Annotated in this window: 21 protein-coding genes and 1 pseudogene; 7 read left to right on the forward strand and 15 right to left on the reverse strand. The window is 52.9% G+C overall.

All coding sequences use genetic code 11. The features are described 5' to 3' along the window. Nucleotides 1–21 precede the first annotated feature (21 nt). The 4 genes from J1785_RS25875 to bioH form a co-directional block, all read right to left on the reverse strand. Nucleotides 22–879 carry a triphosphoribosyl-dephospho-CoA synthase gene (locus J1785_RS25875; protein WP_217221020.1) on the reverse strand — a complete coding sequence of 286 codons (858 nt, stop codon included), beginning with the start codon at nucleotides 877–879 and terminating at the stop codon, nucleotides 22–24. A gap of 5 nt (nucleotides 880–884) precedes the next feature. Then, the gene (gene mdcA, locus J1785_RS25880) at nucleotides 885–2546 is read right to left on the reverse strand and encodes a malonate decarboxylase subunit alpha (protein WP_217221021.1); all 1662 of its coding nucleotides are present in this window, start codon (nucleotides 2544–2546) and stop codon (nucleotides 885–887) included. A gap of 309 nt (nucleotides 2547–2855) precedes the next feature. Next, nucleotides 2856–3125 (reverse strand): YdgH/BhsA/McbA-like domain containing protein, encoded by a 270-nt coding sequence (locus J1785_RS25885; protein ID WP_129953820.1) that lies wholly within the window; start codon nucleotides 3123–3125, stop codon nucleotides 2856–2858. A gap of 232 nt (nucleotides 3126–3357) precedes the next feature. After that, nucleotides 3358–4128, reverse strand: a complete 771-nt coding sequence (gene bioH, locus J1785_RS25890) for a pimeloyl-ACP methyl ester esterase BioH (protein ID WP_217221022.1) — start codon at nucleotides 4126–4128, stop codon at nucleotides 3358–3360. 46 nt (nucleotides 4129–4174) lie between these two features. On the opposite strand from bioH, the gene gntX reads away from it, so the two are divergent. Both gntX and nfuA read left to right on the forward strand, forming a co-directional pair. After that, on the forward strand, nucleotides 4175–4864 hold the full coding sequence (gene gntX, locus J1785_RS25895) for a DNA utilization protein GntX (RefSeq protein ID WP_217221023.1): 690 nt from the start codon (nucleotides 4175–4177) through the stop codon (nucleotides 4862–4864). 97 nt (nucleotides 4865–4961) lie between these two features. After that, nucleotides 4962–5537, forward strand: a complete 576-nt coding sequence (gene nfuA / locus J1785_RS25900) for a Fe-S biogenesis protein NfuA (protein ID WP_129953823.1) — start codon at nucleotides 4962–4964, stop codon at nucleotides 5535–5537. A gap of 130 nt (nucleotides 5538–5667) precedes the next feature. Here nfuA and tssD read toward each other — a convergent pair. From tssD to ulaA, 11 genes and pseudogenes are all read right to left on the reverse strand, one after another. Next, a pseudogene (gene tssD, locus J1785_RS25905) lies at nucleotides 5668–6150 on the reverse strand (type VI secretion system tube protein TssD); the annotation flags it as partial. A 9-nt stretch (nucleotides 6151–6159) separates the two neighbouring features. Next, entirely contained in the window at nucleotides 6160–6447 is a 288-nt protein-coding gene (locus J1785_RS25910; protein WP_217221024.1) for a hypothetical protein, read from the reverse strand. Continuing rightward, nucleotides 6428–6937 (reverse strand): DUF2778 domain-containing protein, encoded by a 510-nt coding sequence (locus J1785_RS25915; RefSeq protein WP_217221025.1) that lies wholly within the window; start codon nucleotides 6935–6937, stop codon nucleotides 6428–6430. The genes J1785_RS25910 and J1785_RS25915 overlap by 20 nt, the downstream gene beginning before the upstream one ends. A gap of 215 nt (nucleotides 6938–7152) precedes the next feature. Next, nucleotides 7153–9228, reverse strand: a complete 2076-nt coding sequence (malQ, locus tag J1785_RS25920) for a 4-alpha-glucanotransferase (protein ID WP_217221026.1) — start codon at nucleotides 9226–9228, stop codon at nucleotides 7153–7155. 8 nt (nucleotides 9229–9236) lie between these two features. Beyond that, nucleotides 9237–11651, reverse strand: a complete 2415-nt coding sequence (gene malP, locus J1785_RS25925; protein ID WP_217221027.1) for a maltodextrin phosphorylase — start codon at nucleotides 11649–11651, stop codon at nucleotides 9237–9239. A 243-nt stretch (nucleotides 11652–11894) separates the two neighbouring features. Further along, a complete protein-coding gene (locus tag J1785_RS25930) occupies nucleotides 11895–12584 on the reverse strand; it encodes an L-ribulose-5-phosphate 4-epimerase (protein ID WP_129991473.1) in 690 nt (229 codons plus the stop codon). Beyond that, nucleotides 12581–13441 carry an L-ribulose-5-phosphate 3-epimerase gene (locus tag J1785_RS25935; protein WP_217221028.1) on the reverse strand — a complete coding sequence of 287 codons (861 nt, stop codon included), beginning with the start codon at nucleotides 13439–13441 and terminating at the stop codon, nucleotides 12581–12583. Before J1785_RS25935 ends, J1785_RS25930 begins: the two co-directional genes overlap by 4 nt. A gap of 10 nt (nucleotides 13442–13451) precedes the next feature. Then, nucleotides 13452–14108, reverse strand: a complete 657-nt coding sequence (locus tag J1785_RS25940) for a 3-keto-L-gulonate-6-phosphate decarboxylase UlaD (RefSeq protein WP_129953829.1) — start codon at nucleotides 14106–14108, stop codon at nucleotides 13452–13454. Nucleotides 14109–14133: 25 nt separating this feature from the next. Continuing rightward, nucleotides 14134–14604, reverse strand: a complete 471-nt coding sequence (ulaC, locus tag J1785_RS25945) for a PTS ascorbate transporter subunit IIA (RefSeq protein ID WP_129953830.1) — start codon at nucleotides 14602–14604, stop codon at nucleotides 14134–14136. A 10-nt stretch (nucleotides 14605–14614) separates the two neighbouring features. Beyond that, a complete protein-coding gene (ulaB, locus tag J1785_RS25950; protein ID WP_129953831.1) occupies nucleotides 14615–14923 on the reverse strand; it encodes a PTS ascorbate transporter subunit IIB in 309 nt (102 codons plus the stop codon). A gap of 28 nt (nucleotides 14924–14951) precedes the next feature. Then, complete coding sequence (gene ulaA / locus J1785_RS25955) at nucleotides 14952–16355, reverse strand: PTS ascorbate transporter subunit IIC (RefSeq protein WP_217138475.1); 1404 nt, start codon at nucleotides 16353–16355, stop codon at nucleotides 14952–14954. A gap of 415 nt (nucleotides 16356–16770) precedes the next feature. On the opposite strand from ulaA, the gene ulaG reads away from it, so the two are divergent. The 5 genes from ulaG (at nucleotide 16771) to glpG (ending at nucleotide 21495) form a co-directional block, all read left to right on the forward strand. Continuing rightward, nucleotides 16771–17835, forward strand: a complete 1065-nt coding sequence (ulaG, locus tag J1785_RS25960; protein WP_129991475.1) for an L-ascorbate 6-phosphate lactonase — start codon at nucleotides 16771–16773, stop codon at nucleotides 17833–17835. 114 nt (nucleotides 17836–17949) lie between these two features. After that, nucleotides 17950–18705: an HTH-type transcriptional regulator UlaR gene (gene ulaR, locus J1785_RS25965; RefSeq protein WP_217221029.1), complete on the forward strand. Its 756-nt coding sequence runs from the start codon at nucleotides 17950–17952 to the stop codon at nucleotides 18703–18705. Nucleotides 18706–18788: 83 nt separating this feature from the next. After that, entirely contained in the window at nucleotides 18789–19109 is a 321-nt protein-coding gene (glpE, locus tag J1785_RS25970) for a thiosulfate sulfurtransferase GlpE (protein WP_129953835.1), read from the forward strand. 142 nt (nucleotides 19110–19251) lie between these two features. Continuing rightward, the gene (locus J1785_RS25975) at nucleotides 19252–20442 is read left to right on the forward strand and encodes a trans-sulfuration enzyme family protein (protein WP_129953836.1); all 1191 of its coding nucleotides are present in this window, start codon (nucleotides 19252–19254) and stop codon (nucleotides 20440–20442) included. Between the two features lie 219 nt (nucleotides 20443–20661). Beyond that, entirely contained in the window at nucleotides 20662–21495 is an 834-nt protein-coding gene (gene glpG, locus J1785_RS25980; RefSeq protein ID WP_129953837.1) for a rhomboid family intramembrane serine protease GlpG, read from the forward strand. The last annotated feature ends 6 nt before the right edge of the window (nucleotides 21496–21501 follow it).

Raw genomic sequence — 21501 nt, forward strand, 5'->3', positions numbered from 1 at the left:
GTTAGTTAATGCGTATCCGGTTCAGACCACGCTCACGCGGTCCAGGAACAGCGTCGCGGCCAGTAAATCAGCAGCACCGCCGGGAGATGTGTTGTCCGCCAGCATCCGGTGTTCGAGATGACGCAACAGCTGTTTACCTGCCAGTGTGCTCATCCCACCCGCTTCCAGCACGGCCCGCGCACCCTGATGCATCGCTTGCAGGGCAGGCAAACCACCGCGGGACAATACGCAGGTATCCGCCAGCGAGGTCATCACCGCCAGTAAGGCATCGACCTGTGCTTCGCTTTCGCTCGCACCACGGGCCCGGCTGTCATGAAGCTGCGGCAGTGCACAACCGATAATGTGCGGGAAACCGCTTTGCGCCTCTTCGCGTGCACCCGGCACCTGATAACGCTGCACGGCGTGCGAACCTTTACTGAATTTTTTCGGACTGAAAGCATCGGGCAAGACCGCAATTTTCGCGGCGCGCTGCGCAATATGCCCCGGCAGTAAACTTTCCGGCTGCATGGCGACGGCGCTGACCAGCAACCCCATCGCCCAGATAGCGCCCCGGTGAGTGTTCACGCCGCCGGTTTCCGCCATCATCTGCGCTTCTCCCGCCCGGCCTAAACGTCCCACTTCCTGACGCAGGGCGATATCCGCCGGACGCTGCCAGCTGTGTAACGCCAGCAAAGAGAAAGTGGACGTCAGGCTGCGTGCCGAACGCACCATCAGATTTAAACTTAAATCCTGATGAGCCCCGGCACTCCGGCTGTCTACCAGACCCGGTTTCGGACTCAGCCGCGCTTCGTCGATCAGCGCCTGCGTCGCCGTTTCTGCCAGCCTTTCGGCCAGTTCTTCCGCTGTCAGCACAGCGCCAATCGCTAAAGTTTGCGGCATCGTGATCACCAGCTACGGAATTTGGCTGGCGGGTTATACAAACCGCCTGACCAGTCAACCAGTTCGCTCACGCTGCCAGCCGCCAGTAAAGAGCGGGTGGCGTCAGTGCGGCGAATGCCCATGTCTTCCGGGAAGACCACCAGTTCCTGACGGCGCAGATCGGCAACGCGTTTGGCGTCAACACCCAGACCGATATCAGTGATACCGGCGACTGCCGCCACCATCGCACGGCGCTCTTCGAGAGAACGGGCGCGGTAAAGATAAGCGATGCCTTCTTCGGTCAGCACGTGGGTCACGTCGTCGCCGTAAATCATCACAGGTGCCAGAGGCATTCCGGATTCTTTACCCACATCGACGGCTTCCAGTTTCTCAACAAATGTCGGTTTGCCACCGGCCTGGAAGGTTTCCACCATCTGTACAACCAGTTTTTTACCGCGTGCCATCGGGTCCGGCTCTTCAATCATGTCGAGCCAGGCTGGCGTGGAGTGACGACGACCGTGCGGGTCATGTCCCATGTTAGGCGCACCACCGAAACCGGCCAGACGACCACGGGTCACGGTGGAGGAGTTCGCCAGGCCATCAACCTGCAAGGTGGAACCGATGAACATATCTACGGCGTACTGACCTGCCAGCTGGCAGAACGCGCGGTTAGAACGCATGGAGCCGTCGGAGCCAGTGAAAAACACGTCAGGACGGGCGCGGATATATTCCTCCATTCCCAGCTCGCCACCGAAACAGTGAACGGTTTCCACCCAACCGCTTTCGATGGCCGGGATCAACGTCGGATGCGGGTTCAGTGTCCAGTGTTTACAAATTTTGCCGCGCAGACCGAGCCGTTCGCCGTAGGTTGGCAGCAGCAGTTCGATGGCTGCCGTGTTAAAGCCGATACCGTGGTTCAGCGACTGCACGTTGTGCTTCGCGTAGATGCCTTTAATGGCCATCATGGCCATCAGCACGTGAACCGGTTTAATCAGACGCGGGTCACGGGTGAACAACGGTTCGATGAAGAATGGCTTGTCGGCGACGACCACAAAATCGATCCAGTCACCCGGGATATCCACGCGCGGCAGGTCGCTATCTTCATCAACCAGTTCGTTAACCTGCGCAATCACGATGCCGTTTTTGAAGGCTGCGGCTTCGACCAGCGCCGGGGTATCTTCCGTACTTGCACCGGTATACAGGTTGCCTTTGCGGTCAGCTTTGAAGCCCGCGATCAGGGCAATGTTCGGCACCAGATCAACATACAGGCGGGAATACAATTCGATGTAAGTGTGGATCGCACCGATTTCCATCTGACCGTCTTCCAGCAGTTGCGCGATACGCAGGCTTTGCGGGCCAGAGAAGGCGAAATCGAGCTTACGGGCGATACCGCGTTCGAAGAGATCCAGATGTTCAGCGCGGCTGACGCTCGGCATGATCATATGCAGGTCATGCAGCTTTTCAGGGTTCACTTTCGCCAGTGAGCGGGAAAGGAAGTCAGCTTGTTTTTGGTTGTTACCTTCCATCACCACGCGGTCGCCGGAGGCAATCAGCGTTTCGAGGATAGGGATGATTTTATCTGTGGGTAATACTTTACCCTCGGCCACGGAACGGACACTGTCGATACGCCGTTGTTTTTCATTGCGGCGGGTGTCCCACACTTTCGTGGTCTGCGGATGTTGCGGCATGCCAAACCTCCCTGGGTTGAGCTTGCTGAATACTTCCCGGCGTGATGAAACGAGACGATGTTGGGAAGTTCAGTCAAGTGGCGGTTGCATCACATTTGACCTGTTTTGATAGCCTGCTAAGTGTAAGCAGCGAAGAATATTCCATCAATTAAGCGGCCTGACACTTCATTACCCTGAGAGTAACGATCTGCCGTATTTCTTTAAAAACAAATTGATACCGGACAAGGAAAGAGAAGGAGTGCACAGAAAATGAGAAATAAAAAAGGGATGCCCGCAGGCATCCCGGAAATCAGAACAGCTCAAAAGGGATTATTTGAAGACTTCAGCCGTTGCTGTGATTTTCTTCTTCTCCTGAGCCGCAATCACAACATAGTATTTGCCACCCTTTTCATCAGCCAGTTTGGACAGCTCTTCTTTCGCATCCATCGGCGCGGTGTATTCATTGCTGGTCGTGATCACGCCCAGGCTGGTGTAACCTTTATCTTTGGCTTCTTCTTTCGAGATCATCTCAGCCGCCATTGCGTTGAGTGAGAATAACCCCGTCAGAATTGCCGCAACGATAATTTTATTTGATTTCATGACTTTACCTCTAAATTGGATGAATAGTTCTCAAAGAAAGCAGTCAACATATGAACAGCAGGTGCATCTGCGCTGGCATGACCTTCATGGTTAAACACCAGTAAACTCCCCAGAGACGCAAACAGGCTCGCGCAACAATTTACGCCCGCCTTTCACCCCGTCATCATCGGCTTAAGTATTAGTCACCCTTGGGAATTAGCCAGAAAATTGAAAAAAATATTTACATTGGTTTTCAATCTGCAATCAGGAACCGCCCGACAATTTCACAAAACGTTTCCGGGTGGGAGATAAACGGCGCATGCGCGGCCTTTTCGATAATTTCCGAACGGGAACCGGGCAGAATCGCATCCAGCAGGGGTACCATTTTGCGGGGCACCAGTCCGTCCAGCGCGCCGTAAATCCGCAGAACAGGCAACGTCAGTGCAGTCATCGGCTGGCGTAAATCCACATTGCGTAAGATCTCCAGCCCGCCATTAAGCACATCGACAGAAGGCACCGGCTGACCCAGCACAATGGATTTCAGCAGGCGCGCATCCTGACGTGCGCTGTCGCTGCCGAGCGTCTGCAGTGCCAGAAAGCGCTCGACCGTGCGCTGAAAATCTTCGCTCAGCTGATGCTGGAACCCCTTCAGCACATCGGGGCGGATACCCGGCCAGTCTTGATGAGCCGTAAAACAGGGTGATGACGCCACGGTAATCAGTTTTTCCACACGTTGTGGCACACTCAAGGCTATCTGGCTGGCCACCAGACCGCCCAGTGACCAGCCCAGTAATGAGGCTTTTTCCGGCATGGCGGTGAGCACGGTTTCTGCCATGTCTTCCAGCGTCATCGCCCCGAATCCCTCACTGCGGCCATAGCCCGGCAAATCAATCAGATGCAGACAAAAATGCGGCGCAAGTCGCTCTGCCGTGTAACGCCACACTTCGGCATTCAGTCCCCATCCGTGAAGCAGCACAAGATGGCGATCTCCTTCGCCGATAGTCTCCCGATAAAGCGTATTCATAGCGTATTGTCCGTGTCTGTCTGTTTGGCAAAAGGAACCCGCCACTATGCTAACAATTGCCAGCCGCTGTTGGCTATGCCAGTGTCCGCTGCATCTCCCGGTTCAGGGCATTTGCAGCCTGTGCATGAAACATCTGCCGGTTGCCCCGCCCTGCTGTCTTCGCTGCGGATTGCCTTCCGCCGGTGGCAAAACCGATTGCGGACGATGCCTGTTGAAACCGCCACCCTGGGACGCGATGATCTTCGCCAGTCCTTATGAAATGCCGCTGAGCGGGCTGGTTTTGCGGTTCAAATTCTCAGGACAACCGGAACTGGACACCACGCTCGCCCGTTTGCTGTTGTTACGCTGGCAGGAACGCTACCGGATGAGCAATCTGCCCAGACCCGATGTGCTCCTCAGTGTACCGCTGCATCAAAAACGCTATTTTTCGCGCGGGTATAATCAGAGTGAATTGCTGGCGAAGCCGCTGGCACGATGGCTACATTGTAAATATCTGCCCAATGCCCTGAGCCGTGACCGGCGTACACCGCCGCAACAAAGCCTGAGCGAGCGAGAAAGAAAGTGGAATCTGGGTAAAGCATTCACCTGCCATGTCAGCCTGCGCGATAAGCACGTGATGTTGCTTGACGATGTGGTTACGACCGGCAGCACGGTGCGGGAAATCAGCAAAATTCTGCGCAATCAGGGCGTTGCTTCGCTGCAAATAGCTTGTATTTGCCGGACTTTACAGGCTTGAGCACGTGCTGCTAACACACTGGCAACGTGAAGGGTGACGGGTAAAAACAAAGGGCGTATTATAACCAACCAGAGTAGTCAACTATTGAGCGAATGTTATGATCCTTATTACCGATGCTGCCCAAGAGCACTTTGCCAAATTACTGGCAAACCAGGAAGAAGGCACCCAAATCCGCGTATTCGTGATCAATCCCGGTACGCCAACCGCAGAATGCGGTGTCTCTTATTGCCCACCTGACGCCGTGGAAGCGACGGATACCGAACTGAAGTTCGAAAAACTGTCTGCTTTCATTGATGAATTAAGCGCGCCTTATCTGCAAGACGCCGTGATCGACTTCGTCACCGATCAGCTCGGTTCCCAGCTCACGCTGAAGGCACCGAATGCCAAAATGCGTAAGGTTTCTGATGATGCACCGCTGATGGAACGTGTTGAATATCAGCTGCAATCGCAGATTAACCCGCAGCTCGCCAGCCATGGTGGTCGTGTTTCCCTGATGGAAATCACCGATGACGGGATTGCCATTTTGCAATTCGGCGGTGGCTGCAATGGTTGTTCAATGATTGATGTCACACTGAAAGACGGCATCGAGAAAGAACTGCTGCAAAACTTCCCTGAGCTGAAAGGCGTTCGCGACCTGACCGAACACCAGCGCGGCGAACACTCGTTCTACTGATCGCCTGAGCACATTTCAGTCTCCATCATCAAGGGTTCAGCACTGCTGAGCCCTTAAGATTGCTGCCCCACTTTTCAGGTGGGGTTATTCTTTTCTTCTTCATATTCTGCGCCGTGGCTGCAAGGGGTCATCACGCTGTCACTCTTTCCGTCCACGCATCGCTGTATTGAATGTTGCCATCTACAAACTTCCAGGTGATTTTTTCGTACATCATGGAGACTGACTCCATGTGGTTCATCCGCGAGTTACCAGCCATGCGAATATTTGGCACGCCCGGATTTACGCCGGTTATCTTCACGCCCTCCATAAGAACAATGAAGTAACACACCTCCTGACCGGCATCATTGATGGAATAGAAACGAACCTCTGCACTTTTAAGCGTCTGCCCAGTCGCCACAGCTTTGTACAGATACGGACTTGAACTGTCGGTCTCTTTCTCAAACATGAAAGCAGAATGAGAACGCGGGCCAGTGATTTTGCCAGAAGCTGGATCAACAGGCAGATTAAGCCCGTGGCTCATTCCAATAACCTCTATACTGCCCTCACGGCCGTTGACGTCAACGGATCCTTTGATGTCTGCACCACCATCATCTTTAAGCCATAGATACGGGGGATCGGCATTTTATTCTCTCCTTATTTTTCTTATGAACTTCATGGTTAATAAATAAATTATTGCTGTAATTCCCATTACAATTACCAAATCTATATAAAAATATGTGTCATCAATATTCTCTGCGCCTAATTCACCAGCACCATGAATTAAACAGCCTATTTCCAGAACAAATTCATAGCTCAGCCAACAATAGGGGTCGCCTAATGCCCGACCCACAACAGCGGAAATTAAAATGAAAAAAAACAGCTTAAATAATTTTATAATCAGTGGGTTAATATTACGGGCAAGCAGTGCCATTGGTGATCACCTCAATAACGCCATATGCTGATAAATTTGTCCCTTTCACCTTAAAAGTTTTTTCTCTAAGTAATGCGTTTTTTATCATTGCGTAGTCAGACTGGTGAGCAAGCGTGATACAGCCATCGGAGATGGTGCCGGGATGGAGTCGAAATCCTCCCCGGGCAACTTTATTGAAAAAAGTTTGATCATCAATCACTTCATCCGAACGGTACAAAGCAAACCATTCAGTATGATCAACGTGGTAGTAAAACGTGCTCTTATACTTATCTATGCCCCATGCCCTGAGCTGGTTGGCTTTACTGCCTCTTGGCCTATCGACAACGTAATATTTGCCCGCTGGTAATGGCCCATTATTTATAATTGCTCCGCACCCGCCACGGTTGCGATAGGCACCATTACCAGAAAACGCGAGAAACGTCCCCAACCCAGGAAAACTCAACGGCGAATAATCAGCATTGTTTATTACAAACTTTCCATTTAGTGCCATCCCAAGCCCTTACGCTCCAATTTAGGTGAGATAATTCTATTCCCTTATTTATTTATTTTTGGGGTTTTATTGTTAATAATTGCTTAATTTACACTTCACACTTGGTGACGATGCCATTCTGATATTTGTTATACCTAATCCCGCAAAGCGACAACATAAAATTAATCACATCGGGCCTGAGGAAATCCAGACCCTTTTTGTGCCAGAAACAGGGCTTATACTTTTCTTCGCTGGTTCAAATCACTCAGCAGCGCATCAATATGCTCATCGCCAAACATTTCCTCCAGCGTCCGCGACAACTTGCGCCGCCAGTTGGGGTATTCGGTATTGGTGCCCGGCACGTTCACTGGTGTGGACATGTCCAGCCAGTCTTCCGGTTGCAGGCCCAGTAATGCGCTGGCACTGCCCGCCAGATAACGTTGTAAACCCCGGTTGAGCAGCGGTGTCATTGGCATATTTTCAGCACTGCGGCTGGTCGATTTCGGTACACATTGTTTCAGATGCAGCGCATTAAGAAGCCCCTGCTTGCTACGTTCGCGCTCCCCGCGCAGTTTTTCCAGCACGTGCGGATCCGGGTATATCCCCAGAGATGCGCCCAGTGTTAAATCACCGCCTTCCCAGTAGCCCCGCAACGTGGGTAAGTCATGCGTGGTCACGGTCGCCATCGCTTGCGAAACATAGTCTTCCGGCGGGTGGTACCGGAAGTTTTTATCGTGTTCGAAATACAACACTTTGTAGGAATACACGCCGCTGTCACGCAGACTGGCGAGGATTTCTTTCGGCACGGTGCCCAGATCTTCACCAATCACCATGCACCGATGCCGCTGGCTTTCCAAAGCCAGTACGCCGAGTAAATCCTCCAGCGGGTAACGGACATAGGCACCGCTGCCCGCGTCCTGGTCAGCAGGTATCCACCACAAACGCAGCAACCCCATGACATGATCGATACGCAATGCGCCGCATTCCGCCATATTTGCCCGTAGCAAATCAATAAACGGCTGATAGGCACGGGCTTTCATTTCGTGTGGATCAATGGGTGGAAGCCCCCAGTTTTGCCCCTGAGGTCCGAGAATATCGGGCGGCGCGCCGACTGTGGCATTCAGACAATACAGCGCCGGATCGGACCAGGTTTCCGCACCGCCTTGCGCCACGCCCACCGCCAGATCGCGGTATAAACCAACGGGCATCCCCAGCTCCACGCTGCGCTGATAACATTCAGACAGCTGCGTATGCGCCAGCCATTGCTGCCATTGATAAAACGCAATTTCACCGGCGTAACGCTCACTGAATTCATGTACGTCTGCACTTTTCGCATCGCGATAGGCATCCGGCCACACCGGCCATCCCCACTCGCCCAGCCCCTGATCGCGCAGATGCACATGCAATGCATCGAACAGTGCTTGTTGCCGCAGACTGTCACCGCCTTGCGCCACGAACTGACGGAAATCCTGCTTACGCGTACTGTTTTCCGGCAGCCCGCAAAACAGCCGCCATGCCAGTTTCAGCGCCGCCAGTTTCAGTTCCATCACCCGCGGATAATCAACAAACCCGGCGCTGCGCACCTGCAATAACGCATCACGCGTCTCAATAGAATGCCACCAGGTTTGTGCCTCGCTGCTGGTGGTAAATTCCTCCACGGCACTGACATCGATATAGGTCAGATTCAGCCAGCGGCGGGACGAGGGACTGTACGGGCTGGCACTTTGTGGATTCGCCGGGTAGAGCGCGTGTATCGGATTCAGTCCGACGAATGCCCCGCCGCGCTGGCCGACTTCTTCGACCATTTTTTTCAGGTCACCAAAATCGCCGACGCCCCAGTTATTCTCCGAGCGCAACGTGTAAAGCTGAACGGTCGCGCCCCACAGTTTTTTTCCTGCCAGCAATGCTTCAGGCTCATAACAGCGCGGCGGCACAACGATTATCCGGCAGGGCCAGACGTTGCCGTTTTGCGATAACGTCAGCAGGTGATAGCCGGCAGGCAGCAACACACCGAGATCCAGCGCCTTGCCTGCGGCGATCTCACCCTGTGTCTGGCTGCCATTTTCCTGCGTCAGTTGCCAGCTAAATACACCACTGACTTCCGGTGTCACCAGCACTTTTTTGCCTTGCGTAAATACTTTAACGGGCGGCACAGGTGTAACCTCCGGCACATAAGCCGGATCACGCCCCATAGCGGCCAGCAAGGCGACACGCGTGTCATCGGACACTATTTCCACGTCATCCGTCATATTAATGAAACTGTCTACAATGCCTGCCCGGCGCGCGGCCTCAGCAAGTTGCTTATTCTCCATATCGGCTCCTATCTTTTAGCCTGCCAGATGCGTTGCTGGTAATCGCGGACGGAGCGGTCGGCGCTGAACATACCTACGCGGGCCGTGTTGAGCAACGTACGGCGTGTCCATTCATCGGCATTACGGTAAAGCGTATCCACTTCTTTTTGTGCCTCGCAATACGCGGCAAAATCCGCCAGCACCAGATACGGATCACCGCCATCGAGCAGACTGTTCAGCATCAGATCGAAGGCTTTTTTGTCACCATTGGCATAAAAGCCGCTGGCAAGCTCATCGAGAATCGATTTGAGATGTTTGTCCTTTTTGACCCACGCTTTCGGCTTATAGCCTTTTTTCAGCTGCGCTTTCACTTCATCGACCGTCAGACCAAAGATAAAAATATTGTCCTCACCGACCTGTTCGGCAATCTCGACGTTTGCGCCGTCGAGCGTACCAATAGTCAGCGCACCATTCAGCGCCAGTTTCATGTTGCCGGTGCCGGAGGCTTCCTTACCGGCAGTTGAAATCTGTTCCGACACATCCGCCGCCGGGATCATCAGTTCTGCCACTGAGACACAATAATCGGGAATGAACACCACTTTAAGACGATCGGCGACGATCGGATCATTGTTGATCTTCTCAGCCACCTGATTGATCGCATAGATAATGTTTTTTGCGAGGTAATATCCGGGCGCGGCCTTCGCACCAAACAGAAAAACGCGCGGCACGATATCCAGCTTAGGGTTATCGCGTAACTGGCGATACAGCGAAAGAATGTGCAACAGATTGAGATGCTGACGTTTGTATTCGTGCAGACGTTTAATCTGCACATCGAAAATCGCCTCGGGATTAAGCCTGATGCCCATGCGCTGCCAGACATATTCCGCCAGCCGCACTTTGTTATCGTGCTTAATTTTGCGGTACTGTTTGCAGAATTTTTTGTCTTTGACGCCGTCTTCCAGACCTTTCAGCAGGTCAAGATTGTTGACCCAACTGTCGGTTTTCAGCCGTTCATCAATCAGCGCCGACAGCGCCGGATTACACTGTTTCAGCCAGCGGCGTGGCGTGATGCCGTTGGTCACGTTATGGAACTTTTCCGGCCACAACTGGTAATATTCCGGGAACAGATCTTTGACCACCAGATCTGAATGCAGCGCCGCAACACCGTTTACGGCAAATCCGGCAACCACGCACAGATTCGCCATACGCACCTGTTTGTCATGATGGACAGCAAGCTTCGCCCAGACCGCCTCGTCGCCGGGCCATTGTTTGCTGACCCGTTTCTTAAAGTCAGCATTAATCTGTTTGATAATCTGAAAATGACGCGGCAGCAGACCGCGCACCAGACGCTCGTCCCAGGTTTCCAGCGCTTCCGGCATCAGCGTATGGTTGGTATATGCGAAGGTACGGCTGGTGATACGCCACGCGTCATTCCAGCTCAGCTGATGTTCATCGATCAGTACGCGCAGCATTTCAGGAATAGCGATAGTCGGATGTGTATCGTTGAGCTGGATAACTTCATAATCTGGCAACTCGCTGATTTTACGACCCAGGAAATGGTGACGCCGCAGGATATCGGCCACCGAGCAGGCACACTGGAAATACTGCTGCATCAGTCGCAGACGTTTACCGGCCTGATGGTTGTCGTTCGGATACAGGACTTTGGTGAGTTTGGCGGCATCGATACCCTGTTGTTCGGCTTTCAGAAACTCGCCGTCATTAAACTTTTCGAGATCAAACGGATGAGGATGCGTGGCTTCCCACAAGCGCAACGGTTGCGTGATGCCGTTGCGATAACCCATTACCGGCAAATCCCAGGCTTCACCGCGCAGGGTAAATTCCGGTTCCCAGCGTGAAACGCCCTGCTCATTCTTTACAATTTTACCGCCAATACCGACATTTACCGCCAGCGAGCTATTATGGCGGAACCACGGATATTCGCTGCGATGCCAGTCGTCCGGTGATTCTTTCTGTTTACCATCGACAAAACGCTGGCGGAATAAACCGTACTGATAATTCAGGCCGTAACCGATACCAGGTTGCCCGACCGATGCCATTGCATCGAGATAACAGGCCGCCAGCCGCCCCAGCCCGCCATTTCCCAGTGCCGGGTCGATTTCTTCTTCCAGCAGATCGGTCAGGTTGATATCAAAAGATTCCAGCACAGTGGCAATTTTTTCATACCAGCCGAGATTAATCAGGTTATTGCCGGTCAGACGGCCGACCAGAAATTCCATCGAAATATAGTTAACGTGGCGGGTGATTTTTTTATTCTTACTGCTGACCGGCTCGCTTTGCGGGGGAAGTTGCTCAGCAACGGCGGCACTGACGGCATGCCACCACTGGTGACGGGTCATATCAGAAGCTGAAGTAAGTCCGAACGCTTGCCACTGGCGGGTGAGTGCTGACAAAAAAACATCTTGCTTGAACGTGATCTTCGACATAGGGCAGTCTCTTTTCTGTCTGAGGGGACGGAATACTTCCGTGAGAAAAAGCCTGATTGCAGTAAAAAGCGTGATCCCAATATCTATGTATAAACCCTATGCTGGAAAAATGCTCACTGCGGGAGAGGGAAAAAATGCATGAAATCATGTCGGAGGGGTGACGGAGATACCATTAATACCCCATCCCTGCCTCCCCTGCGAAGCGGGAGTTGAAGTGGAGTTTTAATGGCCTCTCAATAGCTATTATTTCTGCCCGTAATACGCATCCGGCCCGTGTTTACGGCTGAAGTGCTTGTGCAATAAATAATCATCCATCGGCAATAGGTCGCGCCGGATTGTACCGGTGATCCACGCCATTTTAGCCACTTCTTCCAGCACCACAGCGTTATGTACCGCCTGCTCCGGCGTAGTGCCCCAGCAGAACGGACCATGCTGGGCAACCAGGATGCCCGGCATATGCAGCGGATCGGTGCCGGTCAGCGACGCGGCGATCACCTTACCGGTTTCCAGTTCGTACTCTCCGCCGACCTCCTGACGCGACAATGGTCGTGTGCACGGAACGGCACCGGCAAAATAATCCGCGTGCGTGGTGCCGAGCGGCGGGATGGCGATCCCGGCCTGCGCCCATGACGTCGCATAGGTCGAATGAGTATGCACAATACCGCCCAGCTGCGGAAAACGGGCGTACAGCTCAAGATGCGTTGCGGTATCTGAAGACGGTTTGTAATGCCCTTCCACGATGCCACCTTGCAGGTTCAGCACCACCATGTCACGGGCCTGCATTTTCTCATATTCCACACCGCTCGGTTTAATGGCAACCAGGCCGCGTTCGCGGTCGATACCGCTGACGTTGCCCCAGGTAAATGTCACGAGGCCAAAAGCCGGTAGCGCCATATTGGCTTCAAACACGCGTTGTTTCAGGGCATCCGTCATAAGGTGTCCTCCATGTTCAGCCCGGCTTTTTGCATTTTATCGATCACCCAGGCGCGGGCGTTGCGCACTTCCTGTATCGGATCGGCAGCGGTTTCACTCCACATTTCGATAAGATACGGCCCGCGATAACCGCTTTTTTTCAACGTCGCAAAGCAGCGTTCGAACTCCACCACACCGCTGCCGAAGGGTACGTTTTTAAATATGCCGGGCTGCGTGTCTTTAATATGCACGGCAACGATATGCCCCGCGCCACTTGCCAGTTCCATCTGCACGTCGTTATCCCATGCCGACAAGTTGCCGATATCAGGGTAAAGCTGAAACCACGGATTGTTCAGATAATGTGTGTAGCCGAGCGCTTTGCTGATCGAATTCATCAGCGGATAATCCATGATTTCCATCGCCAGCGTGACCTGCGCACGGCTGGCCATTTCAACCGATGTCTGTAAGCCATCGCGAAAACGTTCACGGGTATTTTCATTAGCCTGCTGGTAATACACGTCATAACCGGCAAGCTGGATCACGCGGATGCCTAAATCCTGCGCCAGCACGATAGCCTTGCGCATGATTTCCAGGCCCTGATTGCGGGTTTCATCGTCTTCGGCACCAAGCGGAAAGCGTCGGTGTGCGCTCAGGCACATCGACGGAATGCGAGTGCCGGTACGCGATATTGCCTCCACCACCCGCAAACGTTGCCCGCGTGACCAGTCAAGCCGTGCCAGCCGGTTGTCGGTTTCATCCACCGACATTTCAACGAAATCGAAGCCCAGTTCTTTCGCCAGTGTCAGGCGCATCAGCCAGTCTTCGCCCGCAGGCAAGGCTTTTTCATAGATACCGAGCGGAACGGCTTTATGCATCATGCGGTGTTCCTTAGCCCCAGAGCTGGCGAATGGATTTTTTAAACTGACGAGCTGCATCAACCGGATCTTTGGCGTCGCGGATGCTGCGACCGGCGATAAAGACGTGCACAGGAATGTCTTTAAACAGCGGCAAATCTTCCAGTGCCAGTCCTCCGGTAATGGTCACTTTGAAACCCATGGCAGAAAGATGTTTAATCGCCGTGATATCAGCATCGCTCCAGGCCACACCGGCGGCCTGCGCGTCGCGGCTGCGGTGATAAACCACCTGCTGAATGCCTGCGTCACGCCATTCCTGCGCCTGCTCCCACGTCCAGTAACCGGTCAGTTCAATCTGCACGTCGCCGTTGAATTCTTTCGCCACTTCCAGCGCACCTTTGGTGGTGTTGATGTCAGCACAACAAATGACCGTCACCCAGTCAGCATTAGCTTCGAAGCACATCCGCGAGAGAATTTTTCCTGCATCCGCGATTTTGGCATCGGCCAGCACAATTTTTTCCGGATACAAAGCCTTAAGGTCGCGTACCGCACGCACACCTTCGGCGACGCACAAAATAGTACCGACTTCGATGATGTCGACTTCACCGGCGATCAGACGCGTGGTCTTGTAAGCGTCGTCCATTGACTGGTTATCCAGCGCCACCTGCAACATAGGTAATGAATGAGACATAATGAATTCCTTCTCTGCTAATGAATTAGTGAACCGCCGTGGCGGAGGTCAGGTCGATCAAATCCAGTACCTGTTGCGCGGTGGTACAGGCGCGCAGGCGGTCAAAATTGGCTTCATCATCAAAAAGGTTTACCACCTGCATGATGCCAATCTCCTGATGTGCGTTGGCATCCACTGCGGCCAGAGTGATAAGAATATCCACCGGATCGTTATCTTCGTGGTTGAACACCAGCGGTTTTTTCAGTGTCACCAGCGCAAAGCCAGTTTTAATCACACCTTCTTCCGGGCGACCATGTGGCATGGCAAGCCCGGGCGCGATCACGAAATACGGTCCGAAACGTCCGACACCATCCAGAATCGCCTGGTAATAACGCGGCTCAACCACACCCGCGACGACCAGCATATCGACGCCAATTTTCACCGCGTCCTGCCAGGTTTCTGCCTCAGCATTCAGGCAAATCGAGTTATTTTCAGCCAGTGAATCTCTCAGTTTCATGGCATGTTCCTTATTTTCTCAGATCAGCAGAAAAATGAGCGTTGATGACGGCCATCACTTTCGGGCCGAAGTCCGCCGCCGACAGCATATTGCGGACACCGACCACATATTTATTGCCGCTGACAGTAATTTCATCCGCCACGTGGGTAGACGCGACGATAATGTCCGCACTGCCCAGCTCTGATTTGTATTCACCCACCGCGCAACTGTTCATGGTGTGGTCCACACCCTCCTGTGTCAGGAACTGACCGATTTTCATCTTCATGATCATCGAACTGCCTTGCCCGCAACCGCATACCGCCAGAATTCGTACTGTCATGGGAACCTCATTGGTTTGTGAGAAGTCATTAGTGAGAAGTGGATTGATTAAGGGTTTGTTTTTCCGCGTCTTCTTCAGCGCGCAGTGCGCGACCGGCAAAAAACATATACAGCAGTGCGATCACCGCGATAATGCCCATAAAAGCAATGCCGATACTGAAAAAGCCCTGCATCATTGGCGGTGCCAGAATCGACCAGTCGGCCATGCCCATCCAGGCACTCAGGCCGGTGAGTTTAATGGCCCATACACAGCCGAAAATTTCGATCATTCCCATCACCAGACAGATTTTCAGCGCTGCGCGCCAGCCGCCGAAGTGGTTGGCAAACACGCCGATAGTGGCGTTGGAGAAGAACATCGGGATAAAGCCGGGAATAATCATGATCGAAGAGCCCATGCCGAACAGAATGCCGACGGCAATCAGCTGGCCAATAGTGCCCCACATAAAGCCCCAGACCACAGCGTTCGGTGCAAAGCTGTAGATGGCCGCACAGTCGATGGCCAGAACGGCACCGGGAATTAAGCGTTGAGAGATGCCGTTAAAGGCTTCGGTCAGTTCAGCGACGAACATCCGCACGCCCTGAATGATGATGAAAATCGCCACCGCAAACATCAGACCGGTTTGCAGAATGTAGATGGTCCAGTGAGTTTTTCCGGCCATTTGCTGCAGGGTGTCGAGGCCGAAGGAACACAGGATGATGCCAAAGAACACCGTCATCACGATGGCGGTGGAGACGATATTGTCATGGAAGATATTCAGCCAGCCGGGCAATTTGAGGTCTTCCACGCTGTCTTCTTTTTTACCGAGATATGGCGCGATTTTATAGGCTATCCACGACGCAAATTGCTGCTGATGACCTATCGAGAAACCGCTGTTTTCAGTCACCGCCTGCGTCGGTTTGTACATCATGTTTGAGGTGATGCCCCAGTAGAGCGACACCAGAACGGCCGTTGACCAGATGGTCGTCCACATCGGATAGCCCATGATGAAGAAGAACACCGCAATCAGCCCCGCCTGCTGGAACATGATGTGCCCGGTGAGCATGATGGTGCGGATGCCGGTGATACGGCGGAATATCACCATCAGGATATTCAGTGCAAGGGCGATCAGCACCGCATATCCGACCCAGCTGTAAGCCTCACCCATGCGTTCGACTGTTGCCATCATTGAAGCGTAAGTGTCTGAAATGGCACCATTAATGCCATACACTTCTGAAAGTTTCGCCACCACCGGTTTGAACGTCCCCGTGAGAATGCCGGAACCTGCCTGTAGCAACATGAAGCCGATGATGGTCTTGATCGTGCCCTTGATGATCACCGTGGCGCTCTTTCTGAGCAGGATGTAACCGAGCATGGTCACAATACCCAACAGCAGCGGCGCGTTGGTCATTACCTGATTAAAAAATACGGTGAAGATGGTGTAGAGGAATTCCATAAGACTCTCCGTCTGACCTTGTTTGATCTCTTCAACGCGCTCACACATCAAACTTCGCGCTAAAAAGTGAGGGACAGACGCACTCTAATGCTCACATCGAATCAGATAAAGATTCACAATGATTATTTGTGAGCAGTCTCGCAAGATATCGTCATGAGCATGAATTTATTTATGCATCCTAAACTTTATATTTATTCGATATTTCAGTTATATAACTCTATAAAAAACATCTCATCATACCCTAGATCCGGTCACTCCCCCTGCTGGCAGGCATTTCTTGCCGTGGAAAAACCCGCTTTAAAATCATTGTCACAATGAATTTTCAATGATAACTTTCGCACAAATAAATCACATTTAATCATTAAATGATTTATTGTGATTCGATTTTCAAAGCAAATTCAAATGAGGAAATATTATGAGCAAAGTAGAAACGATCAGCCGCGAGTCCTGGATCCTCAGTACCTTTCCGGAATGGGGCACCTGGTTAAACGAAGAAATCGAGCAGGAAAAGGTCGCACCGGGCACGTTTGCCATGTGGTGGCTGGGCTGCACGGGGGTCTGGCTGAAATCAGAGGGCGGTGCGAATATTTGTGTCGATTTCTGGTGCGGCGTCGGCAAGCAAAATCACAGCAGCCCGCTGATGAAAACCGGCCACCAGATGCAGCGCATGGCCGGTGTGAAGAAGCTACAGCCGAATCTGCGCACTACGCCGTTTGTGCTCGATCCCTTTGCGATCAGGGAGATCGACGCAGTGTTATCCACTCACGATCACAATGATCATATTGATGTGAACGTCGCCGCTGCCGTCATGCAAAATTGTTCTGCCGACGTGCCCTTTATCGGCCCGCAAACCTGCGTGGACTTGTGGATGAGCTGGGGCGTACCGGCAAACCGGTGCATCGTGATGACGCCGGGCAAAGTGGTGAGAATCAAAGATGTGGAAATCCACGCGCTGGATTCTTTTGACCGCACGGTGCTGATCACCCTGCCCGCCGGCCAGAAAGCTGCGGGCGTATTACCCGATATGATGGATCAGCGTGCAGTGAATTATCTGTTCAAAACGCCGGGCGGAAACCTGTATCACAGCGGCGACTCGCACTATTCCAACTACTATGCCAAACACGGCAATGAGTACCAGATTGACGTGGCACTCGGCTCGTACGGCGAGAACCCGCGCGGCGTGACCGACAAAATGACCAGTGTCGATATGCTGCGTATGGCGGAATCACTGAGAACCAAAGTGGTGATCCCGTTCCATCATGATATCTGGTCTAATTTCCAGGCCGATCCCCAGGAAATACGTGTGCTGTGGGAGATGAAAAAAGACCGTCTGAAATACGGCTTCAAGCCCTTTATCTGGCAGGTAGGCGGCAAATTCACCTATCCGGATGATAAAGATAATTTCGAATATCATTACCCGCGTGGTTTTGACGACTGCTTCAGCACAGACACGGATTTACCGTTCAAATCCTTCCTGTAAGACATCTTTCTAAAAGGCGGAGGCAACAGACTCCGCCTTTTTATTAACAATGTAATTGCCATTACTGCTCGTTTATAATCACGCGGTAATCACCTATTTACCTGCGGAGCCACCATGACTGAGCCACAACGCCACAATGCCATTCTCGATCTGCTACAACGCCAGGGGCAGATTTCCGTTGCCGATGTGATTGATCAATTTGATATTTCACCGGCCACGGCGCGTCGTGACATTACCAAGCTCAATGAACTGGGGAAGTTGCGTAAAGTGCGCAACGGCGCGGAAGCCGTTAATCAGCCACGTCAGAACTGGACACCGCTGAATATTCACCAGACGCACAATCTCAACGAGAAAATGCGTATCGCTAAAGCAGCAGCCGAACTGTGCCTGCCGGGTGAAAGCGTGGTGATTAACTGCGGTTCGACGGCATTTCTGCTGGGCCGTGAAATGTGCGGAAAAGACATTCAGGTCATCACTAATTATCTGCCGCTGGCTAATTACCTGATTGAGCAGGAGCACGACAGCGTGGTGATCATGGGGGGGCAGTACAATAAAAGTCAGTCCATTACGCTGGCACCTCAGGACGGCGACGCCAGTCTGTATGCGGGGCACTGGATGTTTACCAGCGGTGCCGGGCTGACCCCCGACGGCCTGTACAAAACTGATATGCTTACCGCAATGGCCGAACAGAAGATGCTCAATTATGTGGGAAATCTGGCGGTGCTGGTCGACAGCAGCAAAATCGGTCAACGTGCAGGCATGTTGTTCAGCCGCACCGAACAAATTGATGTGCTGATCACCGGCAAAGAAGCGAGCGATGAAATCATCGGACAGTTACGCCAAAAAGGCGTGAAAGTGATCCTGGTTTAACTTTATCCCTTCTCTTTGTCTGGTCTTAGTTGTGCCGTTATTGGGTAGAATGTGGGCATCACCTTTTATGAGGCACGACCAGAATGGAACAATTTGAAGCAATCAGCGTAGAACAAGCCCGTAACCGCCTGACAGCTGGCGAAGCGGTGATGGTCGATATCCGCGACCCGCAAAGCTTCGGCGCAGCACATGCACCGGGTGCCTGGCATCTGAGTAACGACAGCCTGCCTGAATTTATTCAGCAGACCGATGCCAAAACACCGGTGCTGGTGATGTGCTATCACGGTATCAGCAGCCGGGGTGCCGCACAGTTTCTGATCTCTCAGGGTTTCGAATCAGTCTACAGCGTTGACGGCGGTTTCGAAGCCTGGTCAAAAACTTTCCCGCAAGATATTGAAGTCTGATCCTCTCTTTATTTGTCCCTGGCGCAAGCTATAGTCTTTATAACCAGGCTATCGGGTTTGCGCCGAAAATATTCTTAAGCCGAAAAAGCTACCTTTCTCCAGTGTTGATATAATTTCCGCCTACTATCGACAGGATTTCAAGATGAAAAATCTGAACACTTCACGTTCTTTAGGGTTGCGTACGCTCGCCGTTCATGGTGGACAGCAGCCCGATGCTCTGACCGGCGCCATTGCCACGCCAATCACCGCCGCATCGGCATTTTCATACCCGGATTTCGACAGCGGCGCACGCCGTTTCAGCGGTGAAGAACCGGGCTATATTTACAGCCGTTTCGCCAATCCGACCGTGGCCGTTTTCGAACAAAAACTGGCAGCGCTCGAAGGCGCAGAAACCGCCGTCGCCTGTGCCAGTGGCATGGCGGCGATCAGCGCCACGCTGTTTGCCCTGCTGGTTCCCGGCGATGAAATCATTCATATCGGCACGCTGTACGGCGGTACCGAAGGCGTAGTGCGTAATTTGCTGCCGCGATATGGTATCAAACCGGTTCACGTTGCGAATGTGAATGAACTGGAAGCCGCATTCACCAAAAATACCAAAGTGGTACTGGTGGAAACTCCCGCTAATCCGGGGCTGGATATCGCCGATCTGGCAGAAATCGCGCGTCTTTCCAAAGCGGCCGGTGCGGTCAGTGTGGCGGATAACACTTTCGCCACGCCGTACCTGACACGTCCGCTGGCGCTGGGTATTGATATCGTTCTGCATTCCGCGACCAAATACATCAGCGGTCATGGCGATGCGACCGGCGGTGTGGTGGCCGGTTCGGCGGCGTTGATCACGCCCATCCGTACCCTGAGTCTGAAACAATTTGGCGGTAACCTGAGCCCGTTCGAAGCCAGTTTGCTGATCCGCGGCCTGAAAACACTGCCGCTGCGCGTCGAAGCCAGTTCGCTGAGCGCACAGGCGGTGGCGGAATTCCTCGACAGCCACAGCGCGGTAGACACCGTGTTCTATCCGGGGCTGAAACAGCATCCGGGACACGCCACCGCCTCACGCCAGATGAAACTGTTTGGCGGCATCATGGCGATTGAGCTGAAAGGCGGGCTGAACGCCGCACGGACTTTCCTTGATAAGCTGAGCATTATCACGCAGGCGGTCTCGCTCGGCGACACCGATTCGCTGGCCTGCCATCCGGCATCCACCACGCACAGCGCCGTCGCGCCGGAAGTCCGCCGTCAGAGCGGTATCACCGACGGGCTGGTGCGCATCAGCATCGGTATCGAAGACACCGAAGACCTGATTGCTGATCTGCAACAGGCGCTTGAAGGGCTTTAAGGGCTTGATTTTGCAACACCGTCATCCGGCGGTGTTGCAAAAGACTTCGATCCTCATCACATCACTATAATTTTCTATTCGCAGATAACCGCACAGCATGCCTAAATTCCCCTCCTTTATCCTTCTGACGTTATAATCGACATCCCCCACGCTGGCAGATAAGGTATTGCCCTAAAATGACGGCAACAAATCAAACAATTAGGGAAACCGCTTAACGCTATGGTGCGCATTCTTAATCTGAACAACCCCCGCCTCGCTCAGGCTTTTGTCGATTACATGGCAACGCAGGGTTTTACGCTGACGATGAAACATGAAAGTCAGGAAGTGCAGCTCTGGCTGGAAGATGAATCCCGCCTGGAAGAAGCCGAAAAGCAGGTGGCGCTGTTTGTGCGCGATCCGCTGCATCCGCGCTATCAGGAAGCCAGCTGGAAAACCGGCAAGGCGCAGCCCAATTTGCGGATGTCACATACACCGTTTCTGAAAACCCTGCGCAGCCGCGCCGGCCCCCTGACGATTGGCATGATTGTGCTGAGTCTTGCAGTGTTTATCCTGCAACAGATGGTCGGCGACGAACTGGTGATGAACTGGCTGGCCTGGCCGGACAGTTCACGCGTTTTCCAGTTATGGCGCTGGTTCACTCCGGCTCTGATGAACTTCTCCTTTATTGCCCTGCTGATTAATCTGGCCTGGTGGTGGTATCTCGCCAGCCAGATTGAGATGCATCTGGGTAGCGGCAAACTGTTTACCGTGACTCTCATTTCAGCCCTGATCAGCGGCTGGGGCCAGTCAATGGTCAATGGTTCGTGGTTCGGTGGTTTGTCCGGTGTGGTTTACGCGCTGATGGGTTACGCCTGGCTGACCGGCCAGCTGAAACCGGAAAGTCGTCTGTACGTCCCCGGCGGATTACTGGTCATTTCGTTGATTTTCATGTTCATTGGTTATGCAACCGGCGGCGCGGCCGTGTCGAATGCCGCCCATGCGTTTGGTCTGGGTCTCGGCCTGGTCATGGCATTTGTTGATACGCGCACTCCGCGCAACAAAAAAAGTAAGTAGGGGATT

It is taken from the genome of Rahnella perminowiae (genome assembly GCF_019049755.1).
GTDB classification, from domain to species: domain Bacteria; phylum Pseudomonadota; class Gammaproteobacteria; order Enterobacterales; family Enterobacteriaceae; genus Rahnella; species Rahnella perminowiae.

Coding starts and splice junctions, on each gene's coding strand:
- J1785_RS25875 (WP_217221020.1), bottom strand. CDS start 879: ATGCCGCAAACTTTAGCGATTGGCGCTGTGCTGACAGCGGAAGAACTG.
- mdcA (WP_217221021.1), bottom strand. CDS start 2,546: ATGCCGCAACATCCGCAGACCACGAAAGTGTGGGACACCCGCCGCAAT.
- J1785_RS25885 (WP_129953820.1), bottom strand. CDS start 3,125: ATGAAATCAAATAAAATTATCGTTGCGGCAATTCTGACGGGGTTATTC.
- bioH (WP_217221022.1), bottom strand. CDS start 4,128: ATGAATACGCTTTATCGGGAGACTATCGGCGAAGGAGATCGCCATCTT.
- gntX (WP_217221023.1), top strand. CDS start 4,175: ATGCTAACAATTGCCAGCCGCTGTTGGCTATGCCAGTGTCCGCTGCAT.
- nfuA (WP_129953823.1), top strand. CDS start 4,962: ATGATCCTTATTACCGATGCTGCCCAAGAGCACTTTGCCAAATTACTG.
- J1785_RS25910 (WP_217221024.1), bottom strand. CDS start 6,447: ATGGCACTGCTTGCCCGTAATATTAACCCACTGATTATAAAATTATTT.
- J1785_RS25915 (WP_217221025.1), bottom strand. CDS start 6,937: ATGGCACTAAATGGAAAGTTTGTAATAAACAATGCTGATTATTCGCCG.
- malQ (WP_217221026.1), bottom strand. CDS start 9,228: ATGGAGAATAAGCAACTTGCTGAGGCCGCGCGCCGGGCAGGCATTGTA.
- malP (WP_217221027.1), bottom strand. CDS start 11,651: ATGTCGAAGATCACGTTCAAGCAAGATGTTTTTTTGTCAGCACTCACC.
- J1785_RS25930 (WP_129991473.1), bottom strand. CDS start 12,584: ATGACGGATGCCCTGAAACAACGCGTGTTTGAAGCCAATATGGCGCTA.
- J1785_RS25935 (WP_217221028.1), bottom strand. CDS start 13,441: ATGATGCATAAAGCCGTTCCGCTCGGTATCTATGAAAAAGCCTTGCCT.
- J1785_RS25940 (WP_129953829.1), bottom strand. CDS start 14,108: ATGTCTCATTCATTACCTATGTTGCAGGTGGCGCTGGATAACCAGTCA.
- ulaC (WP_129953830.1), bottom strand. CDS start 14,604: ATGAAACTGAGAGATTCACTGGCTGAAAATAACTCGATTTGCCTGAAT.
- ulaB (WP_129953831.1), bottom strand. CDS start 14,923: ATGACAGTACGAATTCTGGCGGTATGCGGTTGCGGGCAAGGCAGTTCG.
- ulaA (WP_217138475.1), bottom strand. CDS start 16,355: ATGGAATTCCTCTACACCATCTTCACCGTATTTTTTAATCAGGTAATG.
- ulaG (WP_129991475.1), top strand. CDS start 16,771: ATGAGCAAAGTAGAAACGATCAGCCGCGAGTCCTGGATCCTCAGTACC.
- ulaR (WP_217221029.1), top strand. CDS start 17,950: ATGACTGAGCCACAACGCCACAATGCCATTCTCGATCTGCTACAACGC.
- glpE (WP_129953835.1), top strand. CDS start 18,789: ATGGAACAATTTGAAGCAATCAGCGTAGAACAAGCCCGTAACCGCCTG.
- J1785_RS25975 (WP_129953836.1), top strand. CDS start 19,252: ATGAAAAATCTGAACACTTCACGTTCTTTAGGGTTGCGTACGCTCGCC.
- glpG (WP_129953837.1), top strand. CDS start 20,662: ATGGTGCGCATTCTTAATCTGAACAACCCCCGCCTCGCTCAGGCTTTT.